Below are 16180 nucleotides of genomic sequence, written 5' to 3' on the forward strand. Positions count from 1 at the left end.
TCAAATTACTACTCAGGAGGAGATACCATGAAATTGAACCGATTGGCCGTAATTGCTGTGGTAGGATTGTGCCTTTCCTTTCCCGCAGCGGTATGGGCAAAGCCTGTCACCATCAATTGGTGGCATGCTATGCGGAGCGCCAGAGGTAAAGTTGTTGACACGATGATTCAAAAATTTAATGAGTCACAGTCTGAATACGTCGTGGTGGGCACCAATAAAGGCGATTACGACGAAGTCATGAATGCCGGAGTCGCCGCGTTCAGGGCCAAGAAACAGCCACATATCCTCCAGGTATTTGAGGTCGGCACCCAGACCATGATGCAATCGGGGGCAATTTACCCGGTATATAAACTTATGGCCGATGCCGGATATAAGATTGACTGGTCGAATTACCTGCAGGCCGTTCTCTCCTATTATATGGACGCGGATGGCAATTTGATGTCCATGCCTTTCAATTCTTCCACGCCGATCATGTATTACAATGTATCCATGTTCGAAAAAGCCGGCATTCCACTGCTTTCCAAAACAGAACCCATCACCTGGGATCAGCTGGGAGAAATCACCAAAAAACTGGTGGACAGTGGTGTCGCTCCTGCCGGCATGGTAAGCGCCTGGCAGTCATGGATCCAGATTGAAAACTACAGTGCTATCCATAATATTCCTTTTGCCAGTAAAGACAATGGTTATGGCGGACTTGACTGCGAATTGCTGATCAACAACCCCAAGGTTATCAGCCACATCGAAATGCTCAAGCAATGGGCTGCCGACAAACGGTTTATGTATGGCGGCCAGAAATATCAGGGGCCCAAATCTGAATTCATCGCCCAGAATGCCGCAATCTACATGGATTCCGTCAGCGGCATAGCCAAACTCAAAGAAGCCGTTAAAGATTTCAAATGGGACGCAGCTCCGCTGCCTGTTGAAGCATGGATGAAAAAGCCCCAGAACAGTATTATCGGCGGAGCCTCTCTCTGGGTATTGAATGGACACAGCAAGAAAGAGTACGAAGGTGTTGCGGCATTTTTGAAATTTCTTGCAGACAACGAAATGCAAATGTACTGGCATAAGGAAACAGGCTACTTCCCCATTACCTTAAATGCCTATGATGAATTAAAAAAAGAAGGATACTATAAAGAAAATCCACTGCAAACGGTTGGTATTGATCAGCTCAACAGAGCAATTCCGACAAAAATCTCCCGGGGACTGCGTTTAGGGTACTTCGTACAAATCAGAAATATTATCAACGAAGAACTGGAACAAGTCTGGAACGGCACGAAAACACCAAAACAGGCTCTGGACAACGCCGCTGAAAGGAGTAACATTCAGTTGCAGACTTTTGCCAAGACCTACAAATAATATTTTTCATCAAGCAAAAGCCCCTGCGCCAAAAAAGGGGCTTTTGCCACGTGTCGGGACATGCTTAAACGATCGACCTTTAAATCTTCCTACCTGCCGTATCTGCTTATTCTGCCGCAGGTTATTGTCACTCTGACCTTCTTCTACTGGCCGGCAGTACAGGGACTGATTCAGTCTTTTCTGCTCAGCGATCCCTTCGGTCAGAGCAGCAAGTTTGTCTGGTTCTATAACTATAAAGAAATTTTTACCGATCCACTGTACCTGCGGTCAATACTGACCACATTCATCTTCAGCATCGCCGTTGCTTCAGTGTCCATTACCCTTGGCCTGTTTATTGCCACGATGGCCAATCGGGCCTTGAAAGCTACGGCCCTGGTGCGTACCCTGCTCATCTGGCCATATGCCGTGGCACCGGCCATCTCTGGAGTATTATGGCTGTTTTTGCTCCATCCTTCGTACGGAATTGTTGCTCTTGGAATCAAGGCCTGGTTGGGAATCGACTGGAACCCGGTTTTAAAAGGCACCGACGCCATGGCCATGATCACGATGGCAAGTGCCTGGAAACAGATCAGTTATAATTTTGTCTTTTTCATGGCAGGACTGCAGGCTATCCCCAAATCGCTCATCGAGGCAGCGGCAATAGATGGTGCCAGTCCATTTACCAGGTTCTGGACGATTACCTTTCCCCTCCTCTCCCCGACATTTTTCTTCCTGTCGGTGATGAATATTATTTATTCTTTTTTCGAAACATTCGGGGTGATTCATACGGTAACCCAGGGCGGGCCCGGCGGATCAACCAACATTCTTGTCTATAAAGTGTATCAGGATGGCTTTGTCGGCCTGAATCTCGGATCTTCATCCGCCCAATCCGTCGTCCTCATGACACTGATAGTCGTTATAACGTTTCTACAGTTCAGATATGTTGAAAAGAAAGTCCAATACACTGGATAGGCGCCATGGTTGAAAAAACTCCCATCTTAGATACTTTCACGTACGTTTTTCTGATTATTGGCATCCTTATTGTCGGTTTTCCCATAATCTACAGCCTGATCGCAGCGACTCTGCCCCTGGCCGAAGTTTCCCAGGTGCCCATGCCGCTCATCCCCGGCGACCAGTTTATGGTCAATATGACCGACGCATGGACCAGGGGAAATCTCGGCAATCAGATTTTCAATTCGTTTATCATGGCAACAGGCATAACCTTTGGTAAAATAGCCGTTTCGATTATTGGCGCTTTTTCCATCGTTTATTTTGACTATCGTCTGCGGGTGGTGGCATTTGCCTCGGTTTTCTGTACCTTGATGCTGCCGGTGGAAGTACGTATCATGCCGACCTATGAAGTTGCCGCCAATGTCCTGGGCCCCATGCAGGCGACCTGGGATGCCCTGCATCTCAACAGCCTGGTTTCGTGGTTCACCGGCAATGACTTTGAAATGCATCTCAACTGGTCATTGCTCGACAGCTACACCGGCCTCATTCTGCCGCTTATCGCCTCGGCCACCTGTACCTTTCTTTTCCGGCAATTCTTTTTGACTGTCCCTGAAGAACTGTGCGAAGCGGCCAAGATGGATGGAGCCAGCCCGATGACCTTTTTCTTCAAGATACTGCTGCCGCTGTCAAAAACCAATATTGCCGCGCTGATAGTTATTGAATTTGTTTATGGCTACAACCAGTATCTATGGCCCTTACTCATCACCACCAATCCGGACATGACTACCGCGGTGATTGGCCTGAAGGATCTGATTCCCCAGGCCGATGACCTCCCCGAATGGAATGTTGCCCTGGGTGGCGCACTCATGGTCATGCTGCCACCGGTGTTGGTTGTCTTATCAATGCAGCGCTGGTTCGTTAAGGGGCTTATTGAGAAGGAGAAATAGCCCGCTGAAGATGGTTTGCCAATTCAGCAAAACCATAACCACCTTCAGCAGCAGTTATCCAGGTCGGCGTATGCACGAGTATTTCTTGAAACTGCAGCACATTGGCCACCCCGACAGAGTGAGGAAAGTAAGCAAACATCGGCTCGTCATTGGGCGAATCCCCTGCATAGACAACAGTCTTTTTAATGTCATCCAGAACAAGGCCAAATCGTTCGGCAAAGAGTAGTTTGGTCATTGAAAGCTTATCGTAACTGCCGAACCAGCCATTGACATGGATGGAACTGATCTTGGCAGATGCCCCATTTCTTTGAAAAACTTCGACGATCTTCGCAATATCGTCATTCGACAATCGAGAGACGTCTTCACAAAAATCAATGGCCAGATCGGCCTCCCGGTAATGCTGATCGGCAGAAACAGCGGAACCGGGGACAGCCTGTAAAATTTCTGTGCACACCCGGGAAAGTGTCGTCCGGTCCTGCGCTCTTTCTTCTTCTGTCCTGGCGTATCGACGAACCATTTTTTTATGGTGCGCATCATAGACAAAATAGAATGCACCATTTTCACCAACAACTCCGGCTACCGGCCACATTCTGGCGATGAGATCACACCAGCCGGCGGGTCTGCCGGTAATAGGAATGATCTGTACCCCGATTTTCTGCAGGTTTTCCAAAGCATGGTAGGCGCAGGCGGGAATCCGGCCTGAATGCGTCAGAGTGTCGTCAATATCTGTCAGGACGTATTGAATGGTGCACGCTTGTTGCCGTCTGAAGAGATCGATTGGTTTCATAGAAGTCCTTAGTTTTTTGCTCCGTCTTGTTTTTTCGTGTTTTACGGATTATTTTCTTGTTCTCTGCAGGAAAATATCCGGTTTCATGCTATTTATTCTGACTTTCCTCACGTTTCGCCGGGGTCATGGGTCTCTGACTTACTCGTTTTACATGATAAAATATATGCAAAAATATCATTGCCGATCTTTTCAACAATTTTCTGCGACTACAACCGTGTGGTAAAAGATGAAACGCAGCGAACCAACCAGGCAGAAACCATCCATTTTCACCAGCCGGCATGGCGCGATAGCACTGCTGGGCGGGGTCGCCGTCATGTTGTCGCTGCTGGTGGCAACAGCGATGCTGTTTGCACCGCGGCTCCTTGTTTCGCCTGCGCTCAAAGAGAAAATCCAAATACTGGTGACCGAAAAAACCGGCGGCCGGCTTGACTACCAGGCAATTGATCTCTGTTACTTCCCCCGACCGGGTATCGAACTGCAGGGGGTAAGCCTGACGTTACCGGAACAGACACAGGGCACCATTGCAATCCTGCGCATCTCGCCCACATTACTGCCTTTGCTGACCGGCAATATTCAACTGTCCACGCTTGATCTGGACACACCGCAATTCAGCCTGGCATTACCCGACGCCCCAAAGAATATCCCCCCTGCGCAACCGTTGACCCTCTCCGTGATCGAAGAGAAGTTGGCGCGGTCCATGGAAGCTGTCGGCCCGATGTTCCTCGGCCTGGACACAAAGGTCAGCAACGGGCAGGTGACACTTATGCAGAACAAACAAAAACTGGTCAGTATGTCCGGTATGAACCTGCAGGGCGAAACCTCCATACCCAATATCGCAACCGCGCAGTTCCGGCTCAAGACACACATTGACGAGTTGACTGTTTACCACCAGAATCAGCAGGAGACCATTAAAGATTTCAATTTGAGCGCCGGTGTCCGGATGGCAGCCGGGACAATGACTGCGACTCTTGACCAGCTGGATTTCAGCGAACCACGTCTCTCATTGTCCGGGGAGCTCATATTCACCCCGACCGAACCACAGGTCACCCTGAACCTGTCCGGCAGCAACATCGATGTCGAGGCAAGCCGCACAGCAGCTCTGGCCCTGGCAGGCGACACCACCCCTATCAAGGAAATTTTCACCTACCTGCGCGGCGGACAGGTGGACCAGATCACCTTCACCTCCCACGGTACGACAATCTCCGAGTTGGGCCGCCTGGATAACCTCGTCATAAAGGGAAATGTGCAGGCTGGCAGGATCGCAATCCCGGAGATAGAGCTCGAATTGACCGAAGTGGCCGGCGATGTAGTGATCAGCAAGGGCATTTTGCAGGGTACCGGGCTGTCAACCCGTCTGAAAAATTCTACCGGGCAGGACGGGTCTTTGCAAATAGGCCTGACGGATACCAACGATCTGTTCCAGTTGGAGCTGGCACTAGACGGTGACCTGGCCGAGGTCTATCCGTGGCTGGCCTCCCGGGAAGGGCTGCAGGATCAACTGCAGACATTACAAAAGGTGAGCGGTCGAATCAACATGTCTTCCTTGAAGCTGAAGGGACGACTCGGTATGCCGTCTGCATGGGATATCACTTCAACCGGGACCCTGAACAATCTGGCAATAACAACGGAACTCTTCCCGGAGACCATCCACCTTGCGAGCGGTGAATTTACCATGAACCCGCAGCAGCTGAGTTTCAAGAAACTAAAAGCCGCCAGCCAGGATTCTGCGCTTTCCTTGTCCGGTATTGTCAAAGGTTTTCCACGACGACTCGATCGTCTCGACCTGTCGTTGAACGGCCGCATGGGAACACAGTCCGTCACATGGCTCGCAACGCAATTCAAGATGCCTGACGCCTACATGATCCACGCACCATTGACCATCGGTGACAGCAAGATCTCATGGATACCTGATTCTACCACGTCCTTCAAAGGATCGGTAGAAATTGACAATGGTCCGGTCATCACCGCCGATGTCGACCACACTCCGGACCGCCTTCGCATCCACCACCTGACCGCCAAAGACCAGTATTCCGATGCGACCCTGGTTTTTGACCGCTCCGATGATCGGCGCGATTTTACATTTACCGGCAGCCTGCAGCATGAAACGCTACAGACCCTGTTCGTCGATGCTGCATTCAAAAGCGGTCGGTTAGAAGGGAATCTGGCAGTATCTTTGCCGACAAACGTACAAGCCGCAGTGAGGGTCGTAGGAGAGCTGACCGGGGACAACCTGCCGCTGGTCCTGCCGACTGGCGACCGGGTGGACATTGATCATGTCCTGCTGCAGGGCGATGGCGGCTCAAACATCAAGGTTGACATAACCGAAATGACATGGGAAGACCTGAGCTGGTCACCGGTGAAGGCCACGGTTTCCTTCTCCAACAACAGCGCCGATATACAATTTACCGACGCCAGGTTATGCGGCATCGAATCGAGGGGTACAATCTCCGCCACTGGCAACGCAATCTCTGTCGATATGGCCCTCACGGGGAAAAATCTGGACGCCGCCACCAGTTACAGCTGTCTGACCAAAGGGGAGGTCAAGATGACCGGCAGCCTCGATTTTTCCAGCAAGATCAAAACGACAGGACAAATCGACAGACTGGTCGAGCGCATGCAGGGCCCTCTGCAGATGACCTTTCACCAAGGCATCATCCAGCAGAATAAAATGTTGTCCAGGATACTGGAAGTGCTCAATGTCACGGAAATCATCAAAGGCAGGCTGCCGAACCTGACCAGCAATGGTTTCCCCTACAAAACCATGACGGTACAGGGCCGGTTTACAAACGGTCAACTCGCCATCGACAAATATCATATGGATGGTGAAACTCTCGACCTTCTCGGGAAAGGCGAAATCAATCTGGAAAAAAGGACCGTCGACATGCAGCTGTTGGCGGCACCTTTCCAGACTGCCAATACCATAGTGAAACAAATCCCCGGGGTCAATTACCTCCTCGCAGGCAGCCTGGTCAGCATTCCTGTCAGCATCCACGGCCCTCTGCGAGATCCAAAAGTTACCATCTTGTCGGCCTCAGCGGTCAGCTCAAGTCTTTTCAATCTGGCCAAACGAACCCTCGAATCGCCCTTCAAGCTGCTCGACGCCCTTAATCCCTGGAGTAAGGAAAAATAAAAATTACGTCAAAGGAGTTGTCCATCAATATGTTTCATGCCAATTGCCTGCCCATTTTAATCGGAAGCCTGCCTCTTGCAGACCATCAAGAGGCAATGCAGCTCATCCTCGCCCACACACCTGAAATTCCGCTCTGGCCGCAGTTGCCCAAAAATCCGCGCGAAGGAATGATCCGCCAGTTTCTAACCGGTTTTCCAGGCCTTGTCGACGACGGCAACCGGTACTGGATCGATACCGACACGCCTGCTTTCGAACAGGAGATGGCTGCTTTTTATGAAGACTATATGCGGGTAGAAGAAGACCCCGGCTGCCTGACCGCCAAAGGACAGGTCACCGGTCCGGTCACGACCGGAATCGGCGTCAAGGACCAGCATGGCAACTCGATATTTTATGACGACAACCTCCGGGACATACTCATCAAACTGCTGTCGATGAAAGCATGGTGGCAGGTGGCCGAATTGCAGAAATGCACCGGTGATATACCGCCAGTTATCTTTATCGACGAGCCTGGCCTGGTCAGCTTTGGCTCGAGCGGCTTTGGCGGCATCTCGCGGGAAATGGTATCCGATGCAGTGGCGGAGGTAATTGGTGTCATAAAAAAGGCTGGCGGTCTTGCCGGCGTACATATCTGCGCCAATGGCGACTGGGGTCCGGCCCTTTCGTCAACCGCCGACATTATCAGCTTTGACGCCTATTTTTATTTTGCCAATTTTGTTCTTTACAAGGAGCAGCTGATCAGTTTCCTCAGCCGTGGCGGCATCCTGGCCTGGGGTATTGTCCCGACAGGGGACCCGCTGGTCGTGGCCGAGGAGTCAGTCGATTCCCTGTTCAGCAAGTGGCAGGAACAGGTAGCGTTTCTTGCAACTTTCGGTTTCAGTGAGGAACAGCTGATGCGCCAGACCCTTATCGCGCCTTCCTGTGGCACGGGTTCGCTGACCCCGGAACTGGCGAAGAAAGTCCTGGCAATGACTGCAGAATTGTCACAAATGGCGAGAAGCAGTCTGAAGAACAGGAGATAAGATCTGGATACTGCTGTAACCGCATGGGCAAGACGGCTCTGCGGTTACAGCAGGTGCTGGGTGTTAATCGATCTGAACAAAGATTTTTTTCAAGGCCCCGCAAACCGGACACTTCTCAGGTGCGCTGCCGAGCTCGATATAACCGCACACCGGACAGAGATAAAAATCTGTCACATCCATGTCCACTCCGGCTTTCACTGCAGCCAGGGCTTTTTTATAAATGAGGGCATGGACTTCCTCGGCATCGACGGCAAACTTAAACATGGTTTTGGCCTTATGACCGTCGGCCTGGGCCAGCTCAACCATCGGCGGGTACATCTCGGTAAACTCATAGGTCTCACCATCGATTGCCGCCTGCAGGTTTTCCGCCGTAGAAGCGATCATCTCCAGTGCCTTGAGGTGCCCTTCCGCATGGATACGCTCCGCCTCAGCGGTGGTCCGAAAGAGCTTGGCGATATTTTTAAAGCCCTCTTTTTCAGCCTTTTTCGCAAAAGCTCGGTATTTCTGGTTGGCCTGGCTCTCGCCGGCAAAGGCATCCTTTAAATTTTCGGTTGTTGTCGCCATTTAATTCTCCTTTAAATTTTTGAATAAACACTACAAATTGTAAATAAACTTGTTTTGTTCTCCCCTCCGTAGAAGGGAGAAAAGCCGGAATCTTCTCGGTGCCCCCTGAGGGGTGGAAGCACTTGAAACAGACTATTTAAGCGCGTCTTCTTTGCTCAGGTGAAATGTGCCGGCGGCAACTTCATCGTCAATCTCCTTCAGTGCCCGCCGCATCTGCTTGAGGGCCTGATTGACTCGATTCTCGTTTTCCACCAGTGCCAGACGCAGATACTCATCCCCTTCAATGCCGAATCCTGCACCGGGCGCCAGGGCGACATTAGCCCGGTTCATCATCTCAATGGAAAATTTTATGGAGCCCATCCGGACGTATGGTTCGGGAATTTTTACCCAGAGAAACATCCCCGCTTTCGGGGATTCGACTTCCCAGCCCATTTTTCTCAAACCATCACAGAGGAAATCCCGACGCTTTTGATAGACGGCCACCTGCTCCGTAATCTGATCGTCGCAATCCCGCATGGCAACGATTCCTGCCACCTGGATGGCCGAAAAAATCCCGTAGTCATAGTAGCCTTTGATCTTGGCCAACCCGCCGATCATCTCGGTGTTGCCGACACAATAGCCCAGACGCCAGCCCGCCATGTTATAGGATTTGGAAAACGAACCGAATTCGACCCCGACGTCCATGGCTCCCGGCACCTCAAGCAGGCTTGGTGCGACCACCCCGTCAAAGGTAATCTTGGCATAGGCGAAGTCGTTGATAACCATAAAATTGTATTTCTTCGCCAGCTTCACCACCTCGACAAAAAATTCTTTAGACGCAAGCGTCCCGGTGGGGTTATGGGGATAGTTGAGCATCAGAAGTTTTGGCCCCGGATACAGCGATTTGCACATGCCGACGATCTGTGCCAGCATGGTGTCTTCCGAACTGAGCTGGATGCGCAGGACATTGGCACCGGCGATCACTGCGGCGTAGACATGGATAGGAAAAGCCGGTGCAGGGGTCAGCACCGTATCTCCCGGTCCAAGCAAAGCCAGGCAGAGATGTGAAATCCCCTCTTTTGAACCGATGGTGCAGATAACATCGTCTTCCCCGGTCAAATCAACCCCGTAATTGCGTTTATAATAGAGGGCGATCTCCCGTTTGAGATTCTTCATGCCGCCGGCCACCGGATAGCGGTGCGTTTTCGGGTCAATGGCCACCTCGCACAGTTTGTCGGTAACCGGTCCGGGCGTTGGATCCATGGGGTTGCCCATGCCCAGATCAATCACATCGTCACCCTTCCAGCGCTTTTCCATTTTCATCTTATTGATCATGCCAAACAGATAGGGCGGCAACTGGTTCATGCGCTCGGCATAGCGTATCTTAAATTTTTCTTCCATGATTATCCTTTGGGCATAAGAATTGTGCTGTCATTAGAGGTGCATTGCTTCTTGGAATGCAGATTGGGCTATCGTACCATTTTCGAATTCTCTTGCCAATCACAAGGTTTTTTTTGCAACGTGGCCATGCGCAATATTTTGACGAAATTGAGGACGAAAGATATATGCAAATGGGGGATCAGGAGGGAACACGAGATTACCCTGCGGAGAACAGGGACTCTCCTTTAAACAGAATTGGCGTCTGCATCAGTCTGGATGGAAAAGACATGCATTGAGTCTCAACAAAACACCCCGGCCAAACCAGTAACTGCGGGCAATTTCAAGCTGCAGTGCCCCCTCAGGATTGCTACAGCCATCACCTGATTTTACCAGGGTGATTTAATTTTATTATCCTTTCGGACACTTACTGCAACGCTTGCCACCGTCTTTTTTCGCTTTGCCGCAACATTTTTTCTTCGTCTTCTTGGCCATTATCCGCTCCTTAGTCGATAGAGTCCTTGCTGTTTTGCGGTCCATACTTCGCAAATTTGTTTGGTACTCCTAAAAAGTAAGCAATGCAGACGGGTTCGTCCAGCATGATCGACCAGAATCGTCGCCGCCCAGCGATGAATATAAAATGAAAAAATTAATAATATATTCAATTACAGCAAGATGCCTCTCTTTTCTTCAAAACATCCTCGGCAGGAAAGAAAATCTCAAGCCTGTTTCTCTTCACCGCCAAAGCTGTTAACCAATTATCAGAAAGGAATTTTCTTCCGGGAAATTTCCCGATAGAGGCAAAACCACCGGCCTAACGTTGAGATGGTCTGAAAGGAGTGGACACCAAACACATGTCATGGCTCAGGCGGAATCAAAACGAAATTGCCAACATGTTTCTTCTCGAGAAACTCGCGTTGCGCTTCGGCTATGCGTTCGAGCGGGAATATTTTTGCGACAAGCGGCCGAACCTCACCGCGCTCGATGTACGAAATCAGATTGCTGAAAATGGGTTCATCCCATGCAGTGCAACCAATCAACGTCAAATCCTTCAGATAGAAGGTGCGCATGTCGAGTGTCACTAAAGGACCTCCGATCGCCCCGGAAGAAACGTATCTTCCACCTCGCTTCAGGGCCTGCAGCATGCCTCCGAAGGCTGGCCCCGCAACGTTGTCAATAACGACATCCACAGAGTTCTCGCCAAGACGGCCAACGACATCCTCGTTACGATCGATTACCGTATCCGCACCAATGGACAGCACTTGTTCCATCTTCGCCCTGGCCGCAATCGCTGTCACAGTGGCGCCACGTCGTTTTACCAGTTGCACCACGGCTGAGCCGACACCGCCGGAGGCTCCTGCGACTAAAACATGCTCCCCCTTACACACCTTGCCGCGATGCACCATGTTTTCTGCGGTTCCGTAGGCACAGGGGACAGTTCCAAGCTCGGCATCGCTCCAGTCACAGTCCACGGGGAATACCTCTCCTGCGGGAGCTTTGACAAACTGAGCGAAGGCCCCGTCAAAATCAGACCCCATCCAGATATTGTCCATCGAGTCAAAACCTGACTTTCGCATACATGCCCGCACGAGTACGCGTGAACCGATGGTACTTTCATCCCCGCCCGGGGCAACGGCAACAATGCGGCCACAGCAATCCGTGCCCTGGATGAAGGGGAAAGGTGTTGCCTCGTTCCACCCTCCGTCAGCTTTTTCTGTTGCCTGCCGGCCCTCAGTGATTGCGGCATCCTCGGTACCCGATGTTACCGAGGAAGAGTACCAGCCGATGCGTGTATTAATTTCAGTGTTGTTGACCCCGGCAGCGAGGACCTGCAGCAAAACCTCGCCCGGCTCAAGTATCGGCAGACGTACCACGCGGCACTGGAGTCTGTCGTATCCGCCATTGCCGGCGGTGACAACCGCCTTCATCACTTTTCCAGAGTCTTTCGGATCAAATCGATCTTGTTTGGGATCGGTATCCCACGTAAATTTCATGCTGAATCTTCCTTTCATTTCTGCGATGCGCTCGGATCATTGCAGAGAGATTGCAAAACTCTAATCGGAAATGTGATTACCACTACCCCTCAGCTATAGAGGGATATGAGATGCCCTTTGCACGGGTATTCCGCAGCCTGGATGGCTGCGGTCAAGCCCCCAGGGATGGGTTTATGGCGTCCCGTGCAAAGGGCACCTCATATCCCTCTATATCTTCTAAGCTGAACTTTAGTGGTAATCACAATCGGAAATGAGTAATTATAGATATGAGAATGATTCACTGTTCTTGAAATCACCCCGGAAAGGGGAAGGAGAAGCCTTCACCCCTCTGGAGCCCAGCGCGGTAATCCTATTGGATCAGTTTTTTGCTTCTGAGCCACTCCATGGCCACATCGTGAACCGGTTTGTGGTCTACATCCACGGCCATGTTGAGCTGCTGCATCTCTTCCGTGGTCAGGTTGTCCGCAAGAGGTTTTAATATGGCTGGGATCTCCGGATATGTCTCAAGGATTTCTTTCCTGACAACCGGTACGGGATTGTACACGGGGAAGAAAGACTTGTCGTCTTCAAGGTTTACAAAGCCGAAGGCCGCAATTCTGCCATCGGTGGCAAAACCCATTGCTGAATTGACCAGCCCTTCTTTCAATGCCTGGTAGGTAAGGCCCACCGACATTTTTTTGACCTGGTTCGGTGGTAGCTTGAAATTATACATTTTCATGATCCCTTTAAATCCGTCAGGGCGTTCCCAGAATTCTGAATCCAGTGCAAATATAAGCTTGTCCGGATTTTTCGTGACGTAGCCCCCCAGATCAGAGATACTCTTGATTCCGAGTTTCTCCGCTTCCGCCTTGCCCATCATCAGGGTATAGGTATTGTTGAACTTGACAGGATCGAGCCAGATAAGATCTTTTTCCGCATCAGCTTTTTTAACCCAGTCATAAACCTTCTCGGAAACGGTCATTGTTGCGGTATCTTTCTGCTTGTAATACAGCGTGTATGCCGTACCCGTATACTCGTAATAGAGGTCGAACTGGCCATTTTCAAGCGATTTTCTGGCGATCACCGACCCGACCCCAGTCTTCAGTGTAACCTTGAAACCTGCCTGTTCGAGAAGGATAGCGGCAAGTTCCGGAAGCAGGAGCTGCTCTGTATAATTTTTCCCCCCGACGATCAGGCTTTTATCCTTGGCAAAGACACTTCCTGGTAAAAATAGTGTCAAAATAAGCAGTGCCGAAAGAACAAGTTTACATATCGTTTTCATGTCATACCTCCTTTTAGGCTCTTGGCGGAAACCAGAGAGCTCTATTTTTTGAGGATGTGAACAAAAAGGTATTTTGTCTTGTTTTTGTTCGCGTCCCTGGTTGGATCTTTATTTTTATGTCGAAAATCAACAAAACTATATCTTTCCTACTTGGCAAGCCGGAGCCCCTTTGAAATCAGAACGAGCCCGAGGAGTTCAGAGAGAAAATCCGCCAAAAGGGCCAGCAGCGTTACCGGAATGGCACCGGCCAGCAGCTTGTCCGTCTGCATGAGACTTATTCCGGTGAATATAAGGTCCCCCAGGCCTCCTGCTCCGATGACATAGGCAAGCGCGGCTGTGCCGATATTGATTATCAGGGCTACCCTGAACCCCGTAAGAATGACCTGCATGGCATTTGGTATCTCCACCTCCAGGAGAATCCGCAGAGGGGGCATGCCCATGCCTTTGCCGGCATCTATCAGTTCCGGGGGGACTGCGGTAATCCCGGCAAGAGTATTTCTCGCAATGGGGAGTATGGAATAGATGGTAAGCGCGAATATCGCCGGCTTCATGCCGATACCCAGGAAACTCATGGCCAGCGCCAGAACGGCAAGGGAGGGGATGGTTTGTCCCAGCCCGACAACATACATGCAGATCCCGGCGTATCTGCGAAATCGTGGTCTGGTAAGCACAATCCCTGCGGTTATTCCAATGATCGTGGCGAAGATCATACTTAAACTCACCATGTACATATGCTGGACGATCAACTCCAGGATAACCGGATATTCGTATGGATCAGAGAGTAATTCCATAAGACCCGTTCGTTCAAACGTCACACCCGCAATCAGTATGATGACGGCAATGACAAGCCTGTATAATTTTGCCAATAGTCTACTCATCGCGAAAGCTTCCTTTGCACCCTGATGCCTTCTGGTGTCGCAACCCGTTCCAACAGGGCCATCCCACCGTCCACGATTATGGCCAGCAGAGAAACAAGGATGGCGCCGCTCAGTATCATCTCCGGATATACCCGGGCAATACCCTGCTGGATGTATACCCCCAGTCCTCCTGCTCCAATATAGGTAGCGATAGCCGCAACGCCGATATTCATGACCGCGGCCGTCCTCAATCCCGCAATGATCACCGGCGTGGCCAGTGGAATTTCCAACTCCCGCAGAAGTTTCCACTTACTCATGCCCATCCCCCTTCCTGCGTCCACCAGGGAAGAAGGAACATTCTTTATGGCAGTATAGGTGTTTCGGATAATAGGGAGCTGACTGTAGAGAACCAGGGCTATAACAGCAGGAACCTTTCCCAGGCCCATATCAAATATCGCCAGGAATGGAAGCATCAATCCAAACAGGGCGAGGGAGGGGATGGTCATAAGTATGTTGGCGCCATTCAGGACCCTGGATGCAAACTGCTCGTGCCTGGTAATAACGATACCCAAAACCACGCCGATGGGTGTGGCAATAAGCAGTGCTATCCCGACAATCCACACATGCTCCCAGGAGAGATACAAAACCTCGTTAAAGTTATCCATTATGAATCGCAGGGTGCTCATGAAGACACCTCGATTTCAACATTTTCTGTTTCATCGGCGTAACTTGCTTTTACCGCTTTCTGTATGTCATTGTAGGTGACCGTCCCGGCGAAGTTTTTATCTCCGTCCACCACGCAGAAGGTTGGGGTACTATACATAAGCATAGAAGAGAGAACATCCCGGAGCGGGGTCTTTTCCCTCAGAAAAATGGGATATGGTTCTACCACGTCCCGTACCGGCCCGTCTTCATACTTGAGAGATTTCTGCGTAACGAAGCCAATCGGTCTGTTGTCTTCAATCACTATGCCGTAGCGGGATTCCTTTGTGTTCAGAAAATGTAATGCTTCCTGGCAACGGTCGGCACCCTGGATGATGTTCTTCGGCTTACGGTTGATAATGTCACTTACCCGCATGAGTCCTAGGACTTTCAGGGCCCTGTCGGCACCAACAAAGTCGGAGACGAATTTGTTTTTGGGCTGAGTCAGAATGATCTCAGGTGTGTCATATTGTACCAGGCGTCCCTTGTCGAAGATGGCAATGCGATCGCCCATCTTTATTGCTTCGTGTATATCATGCGAGACAAAGGCCACCGTCTTTTTCAGCTTTGCCTGAAGCTTGAGGAACTCGTCTTGAATCTCTTCTCGGTTAATGGGGTCTATCGCGCCGAAGGGCTCATCCATGAGAAGTATATTGGGGTCTGCGGCGAGTCCCCTGGCCACCCCCACTCGCTGTTGCTGACCACCAGAGAGCTCAGCGGGGTAACGATCCCTGTACAGATCAGGATCCAGGTTGGTCATTTGCAGCAGCTCATCAATGCGTTTGCTGATACGCTCCTCATCCCAGTGCAAAAGTCTGGGAACGACAGCGATGTTTTCGGCTATGGTCTTGTTTGGGAAGAGCCCGATGGCCTGAATAACATATCCCAGGCGCTGCCTGAGCTGGACGACGTCAATATCCATGATATTCTGATCTTCTATGGTTATGACCCCTCGGGTGAGTGTCTCCAGTCTGTTGGTAAGACGCAGGGTAGTCGTTTTACCGCATCCCGAGGGACCGAGAAACACCACGACTTCGCCCTTCGGAATGGTGAAGCTTACATTATCAAGGGCAGTGACGGTATTGTTTCCCTTACCATAAATTTTTGTTACAGATTCATACGATATCATTGGTAACCTCTTTATTCTCTGAACAGCTCATCTCTGTTTCAGGGTATTGGGATACTCTTATCGCGGTCCTGCGGTTTCATACCATCAATAAGCGACAGAGCATTCCAGGTTTTATTCAGGTAGAGTGGGCTGGTTATTCACTGATCAA

Annotated in this window: 13 protein-coding genes; 5 read left to right on the top strand and 8 right to left on the bottom strand. The window is 50.6% G+C overall.

The features are described from left to right. The first annotated feature begins 27 nt into the window (after window positions 1–27). The 3 genes from ugpB to FCL47_RS07345 are packed head-to-tail and all read left to right on the top strand — an operon-like array spanning window position 28 to window position 3233. Window positions 28–1356 carry a sn-glycerol-3-phosphate ABC transporter substrate-binding protein UgpB gene (gene ugpB / locus FCL47_RS07335; protein ID WP_136812835.1) on the top strand — a complete coding sequence of 443 codons (1329 nt, stop codon included), beginning with the start codon at window positions 28–30 and terminating at the stop codon, window positions 1354–1356. Between the two features lie 60 nt (window positions 1357–1416). Next, complete coding sequence (locus FCL47_RS07340; RefSeq protein ID WP_136812836.1) at window positions 1417–2307, top strand: ABC transporter permease subunit; 891 nt, start codon at window positions 1417–1419, stop codon at window positions 2305–2307. Window positions 2308–2312: 5 nt separating this feature from the next. Then, window positions 2313–3233, top strand: coding sequence for an ABC transporter permease subunit (locus FCL47_RS07345; RefSeq protein WP_136812837.1), 921 nt, complete (start codon window positions 2313–2315; stop codon window positions 3231–3233). Here the strand turns inward: FCL47_RS07345 and FCL47_RS07350 are convergent. Further along, window positions 3214–4020 carry an HAD-IIB family hydrolase gene (locus FCL47_RS07350; RefSeq protein ID WP_136812838.1) on the bottom strand — a complete coding sequence of 269 codons (807 nt, stop codon included), beginning with the start codon at window positions 4018–4020 and terminating at the stop codon, window positions 3214–3216. The genes FCL47_RS07345 and FCL47_RS07350 overlap by 20 nt on opposite strands. Before the next feature lie 226 nt (window positions 4021–4246). Between FCL47_RS07350 and FCL47_RS07355 the strand changes: the two genes are divergently transcribed. Together FCL47_RS07355 and FCL47_RS07360 are read left to right on the top strand one after the other, a co-directional pair. Further along, a complete protein-coding gene (locus FCL47_RS07355; RefSeq protein ID WP_136812839.1) occupies window positions 4247–7150 on the top strand; it encodes an AsmA-like C-terminal domain-containing protein in 2904 nt (967 codons plus the stop codon). Window positions 7151–7179: 29 nt separating this feature from the next. Continuing rightward, window positions 7180–8169, top strand: a complete 990-nt coding sequence (locus FCL47_RS07360) for a hypothetical protein (RefSeq protein WP_136812840.1) — start codon at window positions 7180–7182, stop codon at window positions 8167–8169. Window positions 8170–8232: 63 nt separating this feature from the next. Here the strand turns inward: FCL47_RS07360 and FCL47_RS07365 are convergent, their stop codons facing one another. From FCL47_RS07365 to FCL47_RS07395, 7 genes are all read right to left on the bottom strand, one after another. Beyond that, the gene (locus FCL47_RS07365; RefSeq protein ID WP_136812841.1) at window positions 8233–8733 is read right to left on the bottom strand and encodes a rubrerythrin family protein; all 501 of its coding nucleotides are present in this window, start codon (window positions 8731–8733) and stop codon (window positions 8233–8235) included. Between the two features lie 132 nt (window positions 8734–8865). Continuing rightward, window positions 8866–10113, bottom strand: a complete 1248-nt coding sequence (locus FCL47_RS07370) for an aminotransferase class I/II-fold pyridoxal phosphate-dependent enzyme (RefSeq protein WP_136812842.1) — start codon at window positions 10111–10113, stop codon at window positions 8866–8868. A gap of 833 nt (window positions 10114–10946) precedes the next feature. Further along, entirely contained in the window at window positions 10947–12083 is a 1137-nt protein-coding gene (locus tag FCL47_RS07375; protein ID WP_136812843.1) for an alcohol dehydrogenase family protein, read from the bottom strand. A gap of 349 nt (window positions 12084–12432) precedes the next feature. Further along, window positions 12433–13344: a glycine betaine ABC transporter substrate-binding protein gene (locus FCL47_RS07380; RefSeq protein WP_136812844.1), complete on the bottom strand. Its 912-nt coding sequence runs from the start codon at window positions 13342–13344 to the stop codon at window positions 12433–12435. A 146-nt stretch (window positions 13345–13490) separates the two neighbouring features. Continuing rightward, entirely contained in the window at window positions 13491–14222 is a 732-nt protein-coding gene (locus FCL47_RS07385; protein WP_136812845.1) for an ABC transporter permease, read from the bottom strand. Beyond that, window positions 14219–14887, bottom strand: coding sequence for an ABC transporter permease (locus FCL47_RS07390; RefSeq protein WP_136812846.1), 669 nt, complete (start codon window positions 14885–14887; stop codon window positions 14219–14221). Before FCL47_RS07390 ends, FCL47_RS07385 begins: the two co-directional genes overlap by 4 nt. Then, window positions 14884–16032 carry an ABC transporter ATP-binding protein gene (locus FCL47_RS07395; protein ID WP_136812847.1) on the bottom strand — a complete coding sequence of 383 codons (1149 nt, stop codon included), beginning with the start codon at window positions 16030–16032 and terminating at the stop codon, window positions 14884–14886. The genes FCL47_RS07390 and FCL47_RS07395 overlap by 4 nt, the downstream gene beginning before the upstream one ends. Window positions 16033–16180: the final 148 nt, after the last annotated feature.

Source organism: Desulfopila sp. IMCC35006 (assembly GCF_005116645.1).
Classification (GTDB): Bacteria; Desulfobacterota; Desulfobulbia; order Desulfobulbales; family Desulfocapsaceae; genus Desulforhopalus_A.